The organism is Halomonas sp. MMSF_3323 (genome assembly GCF_030733595.1).
Classification (GTDB): domain Bacteria; phylum Pseudomonadota; class Gammaproteobacteria; order Pseudomonadales; family Halomonadaceae; genus Halomonas; species Halomonas litopenaei.
In genome coordinates this window covers 1-15,958 of sequence record NZ_JASHIT010000043.1, presented here as the reverse complement: position 1 = coordinate 15,958, position 15,958 = coordinate 1, and the positions used below count along the sequence as shown (strand labels likewise).

General features: G+C 65.0%; 13 protein-coding genes and 1 tRNA gene. 13 read left to right on the top strand and 1 reads right to left on the bottom strand.

From position 1 onward, the window contains the following. Positions 1–28 precede the first annotated feature (28 nt). Complete coding sequence (locus tag RBB39_RS18980; protein ID WP_124804910.1) at positions 29–1,045, top strand: site-specific integrase; 1,017 nt, start codon at positions 29–31, stop codon at positions 1,043–1,045. A gap of 53 nt (positions 1,046–1,098) precedes the next feature. Here the strand turns inward: RBB39_RS18980 and RBB39_RS18975 are convergent. Continuing rightward, a tRNA-Leu gene (locus tag RBB39_RS18975) sits at positions 1,099–1,185 on the bottom strand. 345 nt (positions 1,186–1,530) lie between these two features. Between RBB39_RS18975 and RBB39_RS18970 the strand changes: the two genes are divergently transcribed. The 12 genes from RBB39_RS18970 (at position 1,531) to RBB39_RS18915 (ending at position 15,833) form a co-directional block, all read left to right on the top strand. Further along, positions 1,531–2,985, top strand: coding sequence for a DASS family sodium-coupled anion symporter (locus RBB39_RS18970; RefSeq protein ID WP_045992764.1), 1,455 nt, complete (start codon positions 1,531–1,533; stop codon positions 2,983–2,985). Positions 2,986–3,171: 186 nt separating this feature from the next. Then, positions 3,172–4,200 carry a tRNA preQ1(34) S-adenosylmethionine ribosyltransferase-isomerase QueA gene (gene queA / locus RBB39_RS18965; RefSeq protein ID WP_306169297.1) on the top strand — a complete coding sequence of 343 codons (1,029 nt, stop codon included), beginning with the start codon at positions 3,172–3,174 and terminating at the stop codon, positions 4,198–4,200. Between the two features lie 87 nt (positions 4,201–4,287). Further along, the gene (gene tgt / locus RBB39_RS18960; RefSeq protein WP_045992762.1) at positions 4,288–5,424 is read left to right on the top strand and encodes a tRNA guanosine(34) transglycosylase Tgt; all 1,137 of its coding nucleotides are present in this window, start codon (positions 4,288–4,290) and stop codon (positions 5,422–5,424) included. A 66-nt stretch (positions 5,425–5,490) separates the two neighbouring features. Beyond that, entirely contained in the window at positions 5,491–5,829 is a 339-nt protein-coding gene (gene yajC / locus RBB39_RS18955; RefSeq protein WP_045992761.1) for a preprotein translocase subunit YajC, read from the top strand. 185 nt (positions 5,830–6,014) lie between these two features. Next, entirely contained in the window at positions 6,015–7,865 is a 1,851-nt protein-coding gene (secD, locus tag RBB39_RS18950; protein ID WP_045992760.1) for a protein translocase subunit SecD, read from the top strand. A gap of 34 nt (positions 7,866–7,899) precedes the next feature. Continuing rightward, entirely contained in the window at positions 7,900–8,823 is a 924-nt protein-coding gene (gene secF, locus RBB39_RS18945; protein WP_045992759.1) for a protein translocase subunit SecF, read from the top strand. Between the two features lie 245 nt (positions 8,824–9,068). Next, positions 9,069–10,124: a CNNM domain-containing protein gene (locus RBB39_RS18940; RefSeq protein ID WP_045992758.1), complete on the top strand. Its 1,056-nt coding sequence runs from the start codon at positions 9,069–9,071 to the stop codon at positions 10,122–10,124. Between the two features lie 117 nt (positions 10,125–10,241). Then, positions 10,242–11,087 carry an ABC transporter substrate-binding protein gene (locus RBB39_RS18935; protein ID WP_052704345.1) on the top strand — a complete coding sequence of 282 codons (846 nt, stop codon included), beginning with the start codon at positions 10,242–10,244 and terminating at the stop codon, positions 11,085–11,087. Between the two features lie 262 nt (positions 11,088–11,349). Then, on the top strand, positions 11,350–12,459 hold the full coding sequence (locus RBB39_RS18930; RefSeq protein ID WP_306169296.1) for a hypothetical protein: 1,110 nt from the start codon (positions 11,350–11,352) through the stop codon (positions 12,457–12,459). Continuing rightward, positions 12,449–14,050 carry an AMP-binding protein gene (locus tag RBB39_RS18925; RefSeq protein WP_204248947.1) on the top strand — a complete coding sequence of 534 codons (1,602 nt, stop codon included), beginning with the start codon at positions 12,449–12,451 and terminating at the stop codon, positions 14,048–14,050. Before RBB39_RS18930 ends, RBB39_RS18925 begins: the two co-directional genes overlap by 11 nt. Next, the gene (locus tag RBB39_RS18920) at positions 14,047–14,565 is read left to right on the top strand and encodes a TRAP transporter small permease subunit (RefSeq protein WP_045992755.1); all 519 of its coding nucleotides are present in this window, start codon (positions 14,047–14,049) and stop codon (positions 14,563–14,565) included. Before RBB39_RS18925 ends, RBB39_RS18920 begins: the two co-directional genes overlap by 4 nt. Then, positions 14,562–15,833, top strand: coding sequence for a TRAP transporter large permease (locus RBB39_RS18915; protein WP_083970399.1), 1,272 nt, complete (start codon positions 14,562–14,564; stop codon positions 15,831–15,833). Before RBB39_RS18920 ends, RBB39_RS18915 begins: the two co-directional genes overlap by 4 nt. Positions 15,834–15,958: the final 125 nt, after the last annotated feature.

The following is a 15,958-nucleotide window of genomic DNA, read 5'->3' as shown; positions in this document are numbered from 1 at the left end:
GCGGCCCTCAGCCTGAGGTACGCGACACATGGGAATCACAGTCAGATACAGGGAAAAAAGGAACCGGTGGGTGGTCACAGAAACGTACCACGGTCACCGATATCAACGAACGTTTGCGGGGAATCGAGAGGGGGAGCGCCAGGCGCGCGAGTACGCAGCGAAGCGCCAGGCAGAGCTGAACGAAGCGGCTTTCCAGGGTGAGGCTATGGGGCGCCAACCGCGGCGCACCTTTATCGAGGGGCTCGAGCGATGGATCGACGAGTACGACGTGGCCAGTCAGGCGAAGGCTATCCGCCCTGTGGCTCGCTACATGGGCGACCGGGTACTGCTCGGCATGGACAGCGTCGACAAGGCCCGCGAGATGGCCCGCGACCTCCGCAAGCAAGGACGTGCTCAGAGCACCATCAACAATCATCTGCAGGTGGTCAAGCGGGTGCTGAACCTTGCCTATCGGGAATGGGGATGGCTGGATCGTCCCTTGGGCGACAAGATCAGAAAGAAGATGCCGAAGAACGAACGGCATGTGTACCTGACCATCGAGCAGGTGAGTCAGCTTCTGCAAGCCATTCCCGATCACTCGATTGTCGAGAAGCGGGTGATCGCCCTGGCGGCGCTCACCGGGCTCCGCCAGGGCGAACTGCTGGCTCTGGACCCTCAGAACGTCCAAGGTGGTCGCATTCTGCTGCGACCAGACCAGACGAAGAGCGGCAAGGCCAGGGTGGTGCCGGTGCCGAAGGATGCCCGAGCATGGCTGGAGGAGCTACCGTTCGCTACGACCTATCATCGGCTGCGAACGGTGTGGGAACATGCTCGCCAATCCGTGGGACGGCCCGATCTGCGCTTTCACGACTTGCGCCACAGCTATGCCAGCATGCTGGCCCAGGCCGGCGAGAGCATGACCACGGTGCGCGATCTGCTTGGGCATTCCAGCCTGATCGTCACCAGCCGCTACTCGCACATTTTCGATGCGGGTCTGGACGATATCGGCTCCCGCCTGCCGAGCTTGAGCGGGGCCTTCTGCGACCAAACTGCGACCACGCACTAGAAAGAGGGAGGGTAGAAACACAAACAGCCGCTCGTAAGCGACTGTTTTTCAAGTGGTACCGGCGGTCGGACTCGAACCGACAAGGGCTTGCACCCGGCGGATTTTGAATCCGCTGCGTCTACCAATTCCGCCACACCGGCAACGGGCGAGGATTATACGTGGGTGGCGCCAGAGGTCAATTCCCCTGAGCCGCTCGCTGGCGCCTGTCGGGGGCCGATGGCGCCGTTGTCGAGGCGACTCCCGCCCCTGTCGGGCGCGGCACCCGCCGCATCCGGCCGAGCATCGACCTGGGATCGGCCTCGGCCGTTGTCAGCCAAAGCCCCACCGGCCGTCGGTTTCGGCACCCTGGCGGCAGGTGGGTCATTCCTCCATGTCTTGACGCTCGCCCGCTCGGGTTAGACCTTGGTAGACTGCGCTCCGCCTGCCCCAGGTCAACCAAGCCCCTGGTCAACGAGACCCGCGTCCAGCCCAGAATGGAGTCGCCCATGGCTGACACTCGCAATGAAGCCGTTCCCCATCCGTCCATCGCCAGCCGCATCGGGCTGGTGCTGGGTCCGCTGTTGTTGATCGCCACCCTGGTGCTGCCCCCGCCCGGCGACATGTCACAGGCCGCCTGGGGCTGCGTCGGCATGGCACTGCTGATGGCCAGCTGGTGGTCCACCGAGGCGATCCCGATCCCGGTGACCTCGCTGATCCCCCTGGTGCTGGCCCCGGCGGTGGGCATCGGCAGCATCAAGGAGGTCGCGGCCAGCTACGCCAATCCGATCATCTATCTGTTTCTTGGCGGTTTCCTGCTCGGTATCGCGATGCAGACCTGGAACCTGCACAAGCGTATCGCCCTGCACGTGTTGAAGGTCGTCGGCAGCGAGCCCAAGCGCCAGATCGCCGGGTTCATGATCGCCACCGGTTTTCTCAGCATGTGGGTGTCCAACACCGCCACCTCGATCATGATGTTGCCCATCGGCATCTCGGTGCTGAGCCTGCTCGAGGATTCCGACCCTGATGAGCTGCGCCGCTTTGCCACCGCGCTGCTGTTGGGCATCGCCTATTCGGCCAGCATCGGTGGTGTGGCCACATTGATCGGCACGCCGCCCAACGCTCTGCTGGCGGGTTATCTGGCCGATGACCGCGGCATCGACCTGGGCTTCGCCCAGTGGATGCTGGTCGGGGTACCGATCAGTGTGGTGATGATGTCGCTGACCTGGTGGTGGCTGTCCCGCGGCGGCTTCTCGCTGAAGGTCGGCAAGGGTGAAAGCGACAACCTGATCAAGGACCAGCTCGCCGAGATGGGCCCGATGAGTGCCGCCGAACGCCGTGTCGGCCTGCTGTTTCTGGCCGCGGCGGCGCTGTGGATCCTGCGCCCGCTGCTCAATGACATGGGCGCCTCCTGGCTGTCCGACACCACCATCGCCATCGTCGCCGGCATGGCGCTGTTCCTGATTCCTTCCGGCCGTCGTTCCGGCGAGGCGCTGATGGTGTGGGAAGACGCAGTGAAGCTGCCCTGGGGCATCCTTCTGCTGTTCGGCGGCGGCCTCGCGCTGGCCGGAGCGATCAGCAAGTCGGGGCTGGCCGAGTGGATCGCCAACCAGCTGTCGATCCTCGGCGCCCTGCCGGTGCTGGCGATCATCGGCGGCGTGGTGCTGGTCATCATCTTCCTCACCGAGGTGACGTCCAACACCGCCACCGCGGCGGCCTTCCTGCCGCTGCTCGGCGCCCTGGCGCTGTCGCTGGATCTGCCGGTGATGCTGATCACCGTGCCGGCCGCCATCGCCGCCAGCTGCGCCTTCATGATGCCGGTGGCCACACCACCCAACGCCATCGTCTTCGGCACCGGTCACATGAAGATCCAGTCGATGATTCGTGCCGGCTTTGCCCTCAACCTGATCAGTACGGTGGTGGTGACGCTGATGGCCTACGGTCTGATTCTGCTGCTGTGGTAGCCACCCCGATGGCCCCTGGTCGTCGACCCGACTGCGCTGTCCGCCTCGCGGATGGCCGAAACGGACTGACGCTGATGGCGTGGTCGTGACAGAAGATCGACGCCGTTTCCTGACGTGGCGGTCAGGAAACGGTATCCTTGTGCGCCTTTGGCATCCTTCATCCCGCCTGACGACTTGCGAATTCCCATGCAGCGCGCCGACTTTCATTTCGAGCTCCCCGAAGAGCTGATCGCCCGTTACCCGTCCGACGTTCGCAGCGACTGCCGCCTGCTGTGTGTCGACGGCGCCAGCGGACACCTCGACCACCGCCGCTTTCCGGACCTCGAGCAGTTGCTCGAGCCAGGCGACCTGCTGGTGTTCAACGACACCCGCGTGATCCCCGCCCGTCTACACGGCCACAAGACCAGCGGCGGCAAGGTGGAAATGCTGCTCGAACGGCCGCTGGACGCCCATCGGGGGCTGGTCCATCTGCGTTCGAGCAAGTCACCGAAGCGCGGCACCGAGCTTCACTTCGAGGGCGGCATCCAGGCGGTGGTCGAAGGCCGCCGCGACGCCCTGTTCGAGCTGCGCTTTCTCGGCGATACCCCGATGATCGCGCTGCTGGAGCGCCACGGCCATATGCCGCTGCCGCCGTACATCACCCGCGACGACGAGCTGTCCGACCGCGAGCGCTACCAGACCGTCTACGCCCGCCGCGACGGGGCGGTGGCCGCGCCGACCGCCGGGCTGCACTTCGACGAGCCGCTGCTCGAGCGGCTGGCCGAGCGGGGCGTCGAGTCCGCCTACGTGACCCTGCACGTGGGCGCCGGTACCTTCCAGCCGGTGCGCGTCGACAATATCCACGAGCACCACATGCACAGCGAATGGATCGAGGTGGGTGACCAGGCCTGTGCCCAGGTGCGCGCGGCCAAGGCTCGCGGCAACAAGGTCATCGCCGTCGGCACCACCAGCGTGCGCTGCCTGGAGACCGCCAGCCAGTCGGGCGAGATCGCGCCCTTCTCCGGCGACACCGACATCTTCATCTACCCGGGCTACGAGTGGCGCTGCGTGGACGCCCTGATCACCAACTTCCATCTGCCGGAATCGACCTTGCTGATGCTGGTGTCTTCCTTCTCCGGCTACGACACCGTGATGAAGGCCTACCGCGAGGCGGTAAAGGAACGCTACGCCTTCTTCAGCTACGGCGACGCCATGCTGCTGACGCCGGCACGCTGACCCTATTTGCCAGGCGGTGGCTGCTCGGCCGAGCGGTCCACCGTCGTCAGGCTCGAATCAACGCCCCCAAGGGGCACGGAGAGACCCATGCGCGAGCAATGCTTCATGCGCTTCGACAAGCTGGCCGAGGACGGCCGGGCCCGCCGAGGTCGCATCACCTTTCCCCGCGGCACCATCGAGACCCCGACCTTCATGCCGGTGGGCACCTACGGCACGGTCAAGGGCATGACCCCGGCCTCGGTGGAAGAGATCGGCGCCGAGATCATCCTCGGCAACACCTTTCACCTGTGGCTGCGCCCCGGTACCGAGGTCATCGAGGCCCACGGCGACCTGCACGACTTCGCCCAGTGGCACAAGCCGATCCTCACCGACTCCGGCGGCTTTCAGGTGTTCTCGCTGGGCGAGACGCGCAAGATCACCGAGCAGGGCGTGCACTTCCGCTCGCCGGTGGACGGCTCCAAGGTGTTCATGGGACCGGAAGAGTCGATGGCGGTGCAGCGCTCGCTGGGCTCCGACATCGTCATGATCTTCGACGAGTGCACCCCTTACCCCGCGACCCACGACGAGGCGCGCCGTTCGATGGAGATGTCGCTGCGCTGGGCCCAGCGCTCCCGCGATGCCCACGGCGACTCACCGTCGGCGCTGTTCGGCATTATCCAGGGCGGCATGTACCCGGATCTGCGTGAGGCTTCGCTCAAGGGCCTCGGCGACATCGGCTTCGACGGCTACGCCATCGGCGGGCTGTCGGTGGGCGAGCCCAAGGAAGAGATGATCAAGGTGCTCGACTACCTGCCCGAGTGGATGCCGGCGGACAAGCCGCGCTATCTGATGGGCGTCGGCAAGCCCGAGGATCTGGTCGAAGGGGTACGCCGCGGGGTCGACATGTTCGACTGTGTGATGCCCACCCGCAACGCCCGCAACGGCCACCTGTTCACCGCCGAGGGCACGGTCAAGATCCGCAACGCCAAGCATCGTCACGACACCCGCCCGCTGGAAGATGACTGCGACTGCTACACCTGTCAGAACTTCTCGCGGGGCTATCTGCACCACCTGGACCGCTGCGGCGAGATGCTCGGATCGATGCTCAACACGATCCATAATCTGCGTCACTATCAGCGTGTCATGGCCGGTTTGCGCGGTGCTATCGAAGCGGGTACATTGGCTGACTTCGTGGAAGGGTTCTATGCCAGGCGTGGCCTGCCGGTTCCCCCCGCCCCGAATTGATGACCCGGTCGGCAGCCGCCGGCCGTCTGACTCCCTTTTCCCCACGACTTCAGGAGACCGTCGTACATGTTGGACTTCTTCATCTCCCCGGCCCTGGCCCAGGATGCTGGCGCTGCCGCCGGTGGTGGTATCGCCCAGATCGTGATGCTGGTCGGCTTCGTGCTGATCTTCTACTTCCTGCTGTGGCGTCCCCAGGCCAAGCGCGCCAAGCAGCACAAGCAGTTGATCGCTGGCCTGTCCAAGGGTGACGAGATCGTCATCGGCGGTGGTCTGATGGGCCGCATCACCCGGGTCAGCGACGACAGCGAGTTCCTCGCCATGGAAATCAGCGAAGGCACCGAAGTCAGCGTGCAGAAGAACGCCGTGGCCGCCGTGCTGCCCAAGGGCACTATCAAGTCCATCTGATTGGTGTCATTCCCCTTCGGCCCTGTGCGCCGAAGGGGGCCCCATGCTGACGCGGGGGGAGCCGATCGGTCGGCTGTCGCGCGTTGGCGAGGCAGCCGCACCCTTCGCTTTGGAAAGTCCCCGGAGCACCTCTCGAGCGCCCCCGGCTTTCCCTTATTTGTCAGCAACCTGAGGGCAGAGCCCCGATGCTCAATCGTTACCCTTTATGGAAGTACCTGCTGATCCTGGTGGTACTTCTTGTCGGCCTGGTCTACTCCCTTCCCAATCTGTTTCCCGAAGACCCAGCGGTCCAGATCAGCAGTGATCGTGGCGAGCTGAGCCTCTCCGAATCCCGCCAGCAGAGCCTCGAACAGGCCCTGGCCGAGGCGGACATCGACGTCAAGACGGTGGAACAGGAGCCCAACAGCCTGCTGATCCGGCTGAACGACGCCGAGGACCAGATTCCCGCCCGTGACCTGATCGCCCAGCAGCTCGGCGATGACTATGTGGTCGCGCTGAACCTGGCAGAGTCCACCCCCGAGTGGCTGTCTTCGCTGGCGGCCTCGCCCATGACCCTTGGTCTGGACCTGCGTGGCGGCGTGCACTTCCTTTTGGAAGTGGACATGGAAGCGGCGGTCAATCAGCGTCTCGAGGTCAACGCCAGCGCCATGCGCGAGACCCTGCGTGAAGAGCGCATCCGCTACCGCAACACCGAGATCGACGGCCGCACCATCTCGCTGGACTTCATGAACGCCGAGGATCGCGACGCCGCCGAGACGCTGATTCGCCGCGAGTTCCCCGACTTCCAGTACCAGGATGTCGAGCGTGAACGCGGCGCCAGCCTGGCGATGACCCTGACCGACGCGTCCGTGGACGAGATCCAGGACTACGCGATCAACCAGAACCTGACCACCCTGCGCAACCGCGTCAACGAGCTCGGCGTGGCCGAACCGCTGGTACAGCGCCAGGGCCCGGATCGCATCGTGGTCGAGTTGCCCGGTGTGCAGGACACCGCCGCCGCCAAGCGTATCGTCGGCGCCACCGCCAACCTGGAGTTCCGCCTGGAGGCGCGCACCGACACCCCGTCCAACGAGACCGAGGCGCTGCCCTTCCGCAACGAGCCCGGACGCACCGCCGACCTGATGCGCGACGTCATCATCACCGGCGACAGCGTGTCCAGCGCCAGCCGCGGCTTCGACGAGAACGGTCGCCCCCAGGTCAACATCAACCTGGACGGCACCGGCGGCACCCTGATGAACCGCGCCACTCGCACCAACATCGGTCGCAACATGGCGGTGGTGTTCATCGAGCACAAGACCCGTGACCGTACGGTGATGGAGGACGGTGAGCAGGTAACCGTGCGTGATCCCTACACCGAACGCGGCATCATCAGCCTGGCCACCATCCAGAGCGCGCTGGGCAACAGCTTCCGCATCACCGGGCTGGAATCGCCCACCGAAGCCGGCGAGCTGGCACTGCTGCTGCGCTCCGGTTCACTGGCGGCACCGATCTACTTCGCCCAGGAACGCACCATCGGCCCAAGCCTCGGCGCCGACAATATCGAGCGCGGCATGCTCTCGGTCCAGATCGGTCTGCTGCTGGTCGTGCTGTTCATGTTGATCCGCTACAAGGTGTTCGGCGTCATCGCCAACATCGCCCTGGCGTTGAACCTGACCCTGCTGGTCGCCGCCATGTCGATGCTCGGCGCCACCCTGACGCTGCCTGGTATCGCCGGTATCGTATTGACGCTGGGCATGGCGGTGGACGCCAACGTGCTGATCTTCGAGCGTATTCGTGAGGAGCTGCGCACAGGACTGTCGGTGCAGCAGGCGATCCACGCCGGCTACGAGCGCGCCTTCAGCTCCATCGTCGACGCCAACATCACCACCCTGCTGGTGGCATTGATCCTGTTCTCCATCGGTACCGGCCCGGTCAAGGGCTTCGCCGTCACCCTGTCGCTGGGCATCCTGACCTCGATGTTCACCGCCCTGCTGGTGACCCGTGCCATGGTCAATCTGATCTACGGCGGCAAGCCGGTGAAGAAGCTATGGATCTAAGCCCATGTCCACTTGCACACAACGGGGAGAGGGTATGAAACGCCTCACCAACCTGAATCTCGACTTCATGGGCCAGCGCAAGATCGCCTTTGCCATATCGGCGATCCTGATCCTGGTCTCACTGGTGTCGCTGGTGGTGCAGGGCCTGGCCCTGGGCCTCGACTTCACCGGCGGCACCCTGGTCGAAGTCCGCTACGCCACCGCCCCGGCGCTGGACAGCGTGCGCGGCGCCCTCGAGGGAGCCGGCTTCAATGACATCTCGGTACAGACCTTCGGCGCCGCCAATGAGGTGCTGATTCGTCTGCAGCAGACCTTCGAGGCCAACGTCGGCGACCAGGTCGTGGGCCTGCTGGCCCAGGGCGGCGCCCAGGTGGACCTGGTGCGTGCCGAATTCGTCGGTGCCCAGGTCGGCGGTCAACTGCGTGACCAGAGCGGTCTCGGCATGCTGGTCGCCCTCGGCGTGGTCATGCTCTACGTGGCCTTCCGCTTCCAGTACAAGTTCGCCATCGGCGCACTGCTGGCACTGGTCCACGACGTGATCATCGTGGTCGGCGCCTTCTCGCTGTTCCAGATGGAGTTCGACCTGACGGTGCTGGCCGCCGTGCTGGCGGTGATCGGCTACTCGCTCAACGACACCATCGTGGTCTATGACCGTATCCGCGAGAATATCCGCAAGTCGCGTATCGACGACATGCCGGCGATCTTCAACGAGGCGATCAACCAGACCCTGTCCCGCACCCTGGCGACCTCCGGCACCACCCTGCTGGTACTGCTGGCGCTGGCCTGGCTCGGTGGCGACATGATCCACAATTTCTCGGTGGCCCTGCTGATCGGTATCGGCGTGGGTACCTTCTCGTCGATCTACGTGGCGGCGGCCCTGCTGATAAAGCTCAAGCTCCAGCGCCGCGACCTGATCCCGGAGAAGAAGGAAGACGCCGAGGAAGAGCAGCTGCCCTGATATCACCGCAACTGCCCCTCGAGGCCCCGTCGTGGATCATCCACGGCGGGGCCTCTTCCTTTCCGAGGTCGCCGCCCGATCACGGCGAGCCGGCAACGCTGTCGGCGGCCTCTCAGTTCACTTCGAAAACCATGCCGCAACGCGAGATAGGTCGTTTCCTTCCAGAAAATGCCCGCAGTCACTTGCCCTGGCCAGCGCCCCCTTTCATGCTTGTCATCCACCCCATTAAAACGTGACGAGGCCGCATGTTCCTGCTGATCGCCTTTGCCGTACTGTCCATCGGCGCCTCCTTCCTGTGTTCGGTACTGGAAGCGGCCATCCTGTCGCTGACACCGAGCTATATCGCCCAGGTCCAGGAGACCAACGAGCCGCTGCACAAGAAGCTGAACGCCCTCAAACGGGATATTGATCGCCCGCTGGCGGCTATCCTGACGCTCAACACCATCGCCCACACCGTTGGCGCCACCGGCGTCGGCGCCCAGGTCGCGGTGGTCTTCGGCGAGGCCTGGCTGGGCGTCGCCTCGGCGGTGATGACGCTGGCCATCCTGATCCTCTCGGAGATCATCCCCAAGACCATCGGCGCCACCTACTGGCGCCAGCTGTCGCCTTGGCTACCGCCCATCCTCAATACCCTGATCCTGATTCTCAAGCCGTTCATCTGGATGTCCGAGCAGATCACCCAGCGTATAGGCGGCAATGCCGCAGACACCGATATGCGCGGCGAAATCAAGGCGCTGGCGCGCATCGGCCTGGACGAGGATGCGCTGGATCGTGACGAGACCCGCGCCATCACTAACATCCTCAACCTGCACGAGATCAAGATCGGCAAGGTGATGACGCCAAGAACCGTGTGCGTCACGGTGCGCCCATCGATGACCGTGGCCCAGTTCGAGCAGGAACTGGTGCGCTCGCCGTTCACCCGCTTTCCGGTGATGGACGGCGGCGAACAGGCCATCGGCTATGTGCACAAGGCCGACGCCTACCAGGCGGATGAATCCGTCGACATGAAGGAGATCATGCAGGACGCCCCCTCGGTACAGGCCGACGACAGCGTCGAGCACGTCTTCACCATGATGCTCAGGGATCGTCAGCATCTGGCGGTGGTGTATGACGACCACGGCACATGGGTGGGCCTGATCACCATGGAGGACGTGATCGAGACGGTGCTCGGCCAGGATATCGTCGACGAGACCGACAACGTCACCAATATGCGCAAGTACGCCAAGCAGCGCTGGACCCAGCGTCGACAAGGCAGGTCAGCCAAGACAGACTCCGGCGACCCGGCCAGCCAGGGTTCCTGAACCCAGCGCCAGGGAGCGTTCGCCAGTACGCAACGCAACGTAGCACGGCGACGCTCCCCCTTTGGCCGAACATTTGCGATAACATCTCCATTGAAAATGATTATCAATGGAGAAAGCATGTACAAGTCTCTCGCCATCGCCGCCCTGCTCAGCGTCACTGCCCAGGCCTGGGCGCAACCGGTGCCGGAAAGGGTCGCCGCCCTCGACTACGCGGCCCTGGACATCCTCGACAACCTGGCGCAGCGCGAGCGTATCGCCGGTGTCGCCCAGGCAACGCTTCCCGACTATCTGTCCGACTATGCCGACGACGCCTTCACCGACGTGGGCACCCTCAAGGTCGCCGACATGGAAGCCCTTGAGTCGCTGTCACCCGATGCCATCCTGATCAGCGGGCGCCTGGAAGCCGAACGCGAAAATCTGGAAGCTCTTGCCCCGGTCTACGCCGTGGCGACCGAGGGCGAGGACGCCTGGGACCAGCTTGAACATCGGGTCGACGATCTGGCTGCGCTGTTCGATGCACAGCAAGCGGGTGAGCAGGCGCTTGCGGACCTGCGCCAGGCGCTCGATCAGCAATTGGCCGAGATCAGCGGGACGCCGAAGGTACTGGTGGTCGTCCACAATGACGGAAAGCTTATCGTCCAGCACAACGCCGTCGTGCATGACCTGATGGGACTGGCCTCGCCCGAACTTCCCGAGAACGTCGAGAGCGTGACGCGTGGTGAGCGTACCTTCACGCCGCTGACGCCGGCGCAGATCGCCGCCACCCAGCCCGACCTGGTGTGGGTGGTGGACCGCAGCGCCGCCATCGGCCAGACGCCTCTCGATGTCGAGGCGCTGACGCAGGCCGTCGGTGACGATCTGGCAATCGCCGTCGGCTCGCCGCGACTCTGGTATCTGGCCGGCCAGGGCCTGGACAGCACCCGCCTCCAGGTCGAAGAGGTGGTGGCCGCGCTGGCGCCCTGACCACGGTCGCACCGAACTCACTGCACCAACAACGAATGACGCCCCCGCGGCCAGGCCGCGGGGGCGTCGTCGTTGGCGGGGCCAAAGCCGCACCGGCTCTCCACAGCGGCCATCCGACGCCCCCGTTCAACCACCATGAATCGCCCCCTCCAGCGGCCGAATAGCCGCTACCTCCTGGGAGGTATGGCGCACCAGGGCATGCCATCTAGCCTTAAATGGCATACCAGACAACCCACCAGGCATGCCGAAGGCGACGTACACCATGACCTCTCATCTGCTTCAGGACATCGCCCCCCAGACTCCGCTGTCGGATCCGCTCTCCCCGGCCGCAGCACAGAGCGCCGTGATCGAGCTTGAAGGGACTCGCCTGGTCGCCGTTACCACCCTACCGGAGCGTGCCAGAGGCGCCATCGGCAAGCGGGAAACCGCGATCTTTCGCCAGGCCATCGCCACGGCCAGCGAACATCGCCTGCCGCTGATGATGCTGATCGACTCCGCCGGTGCCAAGGTCGACGAAGGCGTGGCGGTACAGGGCGACTTGCGTGCCCTGATAGGAGACCTGCTGGTCGGACGCCAGCGCATCCCCGGGGTCCTGGCGGTGCTGGGGCACAATACCTTCGGCGGTGCCAGCCTGGTGGCCATGTGCGCCGACCAGCGTCTCTACACGCCAGCCAACCGTCTGGCGATGAGCGGGCCTCGCCTGCTGTATGCCCGCAATCTCCACCAGCACCGAGTGGACGCCGTCATCTCGGCGGCGTCCCGACTCAGGCGCGATCCCGCCGGCCATGCCACGAGCGGAACACTGACAGCGCTGCGCAACGACATCGCCAGGTGGCTCGCCTCGTCACGTCGAATCGACCTCAATGTCGGTTCCGCTACTGAATCCGTCGCCACCTTGCCGTCAGCTCGGGTAAGCCGGTCGCAGCAGGAGCAGCACGCTTGGATCACCTGCCACGGAAGCGCCCCGCCGGATCACCGGGATCTTGCAGACCTTGCTCAGGCAATCCAGCGCCTCCCCGCTGGGCTTTCGCTGATACTGCGCTGCCAGTGGAGCTGCCACAGCCTGAGGGCCATCGATGAAGCCAGGCTACAGAGCCTGGCGCTGGTGCGTCTGGCCAGCACCATCGAGCACCGAGTGCGCTCGGGTGCCGCCGTTGAGCTGGTGATCGATGGTGAACTCTCGGGTGGCATCTATCTCGCCCTCGCCGCCTGCGCAAGCCAGGTGAAACTCACCGCCAGAGGACGCGTTCGCAGCCTGCCCTCACGGGTGGCCGCGCTGATCACGCCTAGAGGCGATCATCCACAAGCCAGCGCCGAACACCTCCACGCGCTTGGCATCATCGACACCCTGGAGGCCTGGGATGAACACTGAGGCCAGCTGCCGCAACGTCTTTCGGATGTTTCAGGATGTCGCCGAGCGGGTGGGGCATGGACCCCTGCTGACCACAGCGCCATTCAACAGGGCCACCAGCGGGGCTTCCAACAGAGCCACCAGCGAGCCTTCCACCACCCTGTCCTACGCCGACGCCATGGCCCAGAGTGCCCGCCTGGCCTGCGCCCTGACAGCGCTCGGTGTCAGGCCGGGGGATCGCGTCGCCGCCCAGGTCGACAAATCTCCGCAAGCCTTGCTGCTGTACCTGGCGGTGCTGCGTCAGGGCGCCCTCTATCTGCCACTCAATACCGCCTATACCGCCACCGAGATCGCCTATTTTCTCGGCGACGCCGCGCCGGTGCTCTATGTCGCCTCCTCCGCGTGCATGGCCACGAGCGAAGAAGTCTTGAACCGCCACCCCGGTATCCAGCGGCTCACCCTGGAGGCGGACGGCTCGGGCAGTTTGATGACACTCGCGTCGGAGCAGGCCGAGCGCCACCGAGTCCAGCCTCGTCGAGGCGACGACGTCGCCCTGATTCTCTACACCTCCGGCACCACCGGCAGCCCCAAGGGGGCGATGCTCACCCACGCCAACCTGGCCAGCAATGCCAGGGCGCTGACCCGACTCTGGGAGTTCGGCACAAGCGACGTGCTGATCCACGCCCTGCCGCTGTTTCATGCCCACGGCCTGGTCATCGCCACCCACTGCGTGCTGCTGTCCGGCAGTCGCATGCACCTGCTGCCGCGCTTCGATGCCGATACCGTGGTTCACCTGCTGCCCGAAGCCACGGTGATGATGGGCGTCCCTACCTACTACAGCCGGCTGCTGGAGCACCCTGATCTCAGCGCCGCGGCCACCTCGGGGATGCGTCTTTTCGTCTCGGGCTCCGCGCCCCTGAGCGAGGCCACCGCCCGGCGCTTTCACGCTTTGACCGGGCACACCATCCTGGAGCGCTACGGCATGACCGAGGCCACTATCATCAGCTCCAACCCGGTGGTTGGCGAACGGCGCCTCGGCTCGGTGGGCCTCCCCATCGAGGGCGTCAGCCTCAGGATCACCGATGACCACGACACCCCGCTTGCCAGCGGCAACGTCGGACACCTCCAGATCAAAGGCCCTGCCGTGATGAAGGGCTACTGGCGGCAGCCACAGAAGACTCGCCAGGAGTTCACCCGTGACGGCTGGTTTCGCACCGGCGACAACGGCCGTATCGATGAGGATGGCTACCTGACCATCGTCGGTCGCAGCAAGGATGTGATCATCAGCGGGGGCTACAACGTCTACCCGGGCGAGGTCGAAGCGCTGCTCGACGCCATGGAGGAGGTCAGTGAATCCGCGGTGATCGGGCTGCCCCACGCCGACTTCGGCGAAGCGGTGACCGCCGTGGTGGTGGCGGCCGCTGGCGCCACCCCGGACGAAGATGCCATTCGCCGCCGTCTGCGCGATGTACTGGCCGCCTACAAGGTTCCCAAGCGGGTACTGGTGGCCGACGACCTGCCACGCAACACCATGGGCAAGGTGATCAAGGCCGAGCTCAGGGACAACCATCGAACCCTCTACCTTGGCCGCTCGGCCGAAGGTGTCTCATGAATCCCTTCCTCCGGCTGTGCCGCACCCTGGGCGATGCCGGCTTTTTCGCCGCCCTGCTGATCATGGTGTTCCTGGTCGCTTCGATCATCTGGGAGGTCATCAGTCGATACCTGCTGGGGGCCCCCACCGTCTGGGTCACCGAGGTCTCGGGCTATCTGGTCTCCGGCATCCTGTTCATGGCCATCGCCCGGGTCTATCGGGAAGGCGGTCATGCCCGCATGTCGCTGCTGGAGGGACGGCTGTCGATCGCCGCCCAGAACCGTCTGGGGCTGGTCGTCGACGGCTGCACCCTGGTGTTCGCGGCCTTCGCCTTCTGGGCCACCCTGGAACTCGCTCTCCTGTCCTATCAGCTCAACTGGCGGTCCTCGACCACCCTGGCGGTACCGCTGTATCTGCCCCAGTCGCTGATGCCGGCGGGCTCCGCGATCTTTGTGCTGGAACTGATCGCTCAGATCCACCAGAAGCTGGCGCACTTCAAGGCGCCCGCCACCGACGAGGACGGACCCACGCCATGATGATTCTCAGCGTCGCCCTGAGTCTGGCCATCCTGTTGATCCTCGGCGTCCCCGTGGCCTTCGCCCTGGGGCTCGCGGCCCTGGTGGGCATCATCTACCAGGGTGGCCTGGCCGCCAGCCTGGCCATGTCCGACATCATCTGGGGCACTACCTCGGAGTTCGTGCTGGTGGCCATACCGCTGTTCGTGCTGATGAGCGAGATCGTCAACGTTTCCGGGGTGGGCCGCGACCTGTTCGAAAGCGTCGACAAGTGGCTGGGACGCCTGCCCGGCGGCATCGCCATCAGTGCCATCGTCGCCGGCGCGATCTTCGGTGCGGTCAGCGGCACCGCCGTCGGCGTCGCGGCAGTCATCGGTAGCGTCGCCATCCCGGAGATGCTCAAGCGCCACTACAGTCCCGAAATGGCCACCGGCACCGTCGCCGCCAGTTCGGGGCTCGGCATGATCATTCCTCCGAGCCTGCCGCTGATCATGTATGGCGTGGTCACCGAAACCTCGATCGCCGAGCTGTTTTCCCACGCCATTGTGCCGGGGCTGGTGATCACCGCGCTGTTCGCCTCTTACGTCTGCGTCGTCCAGGGCCTGTCAGGCAAACGGGCGCCAACGATCGGTTTTGCCGCCGACCTCGGCTGGATCAGGTCACTGCTCCAGGCCGGCCCGGTCATCGCCCTGATCGTGGTGGTCATCGGCAGCATCTATCACGGCATCGCCACCCCCACCGAAGCGGCCGCCATTGGCGTCGGCGGCGCACTGATCATTGCCCTCGGGCGCAGGGGCCTGACGCGAAAGAGCCTGACCACAGCGCTGATCAAGGCCACCCGCACCAGTTGCATGCTGCTCGCTATCCTGGCCTCGGCGATGCTGTTCAGCTATGCGCTGAGCAACGCCCAGCTACCCCAGCAGCTTGCCAGAGTGGTGGTGGAGGCCGAACTCGGCGCCTGGACCTTCTTCCTGCTGGTCATGCTGATGCTGTTCGTTCTCGGCACCCTGCTCGATGCCATCTCGTTGGTCATCATCGCCGTGCCCATCGTCTTTCCTGCGATCCTCGCCTACGGCTTCGACCCCGTCTGGTTTGGCGTGGTGGTGATGGTCAACATGTGCTTCGCGGTGATCACACCCCCCATCGGCCTGTGCCTCTACGTGGTCAGGGACTGTGTCGAGGGCATCCGAATCAGTCAGGTGGTGCGCGGCGCCCTGCCGTTCATCGCCCTCTACGTCGTATCCATCGTCATCCTGTGCGTCTTTCCCGAACTGGTCACCGGTCGCTGACCCAGTGATGTCCCGCCCCTTGCGACCGAGCTTACGTCCGAGCTCCGCCGGACCTTCCCAAGAGGACAACAAGATGAAACCCTCCCTCTGCTGTCGTCGCTTCATCTCATCCCTGCCCCCCGCGC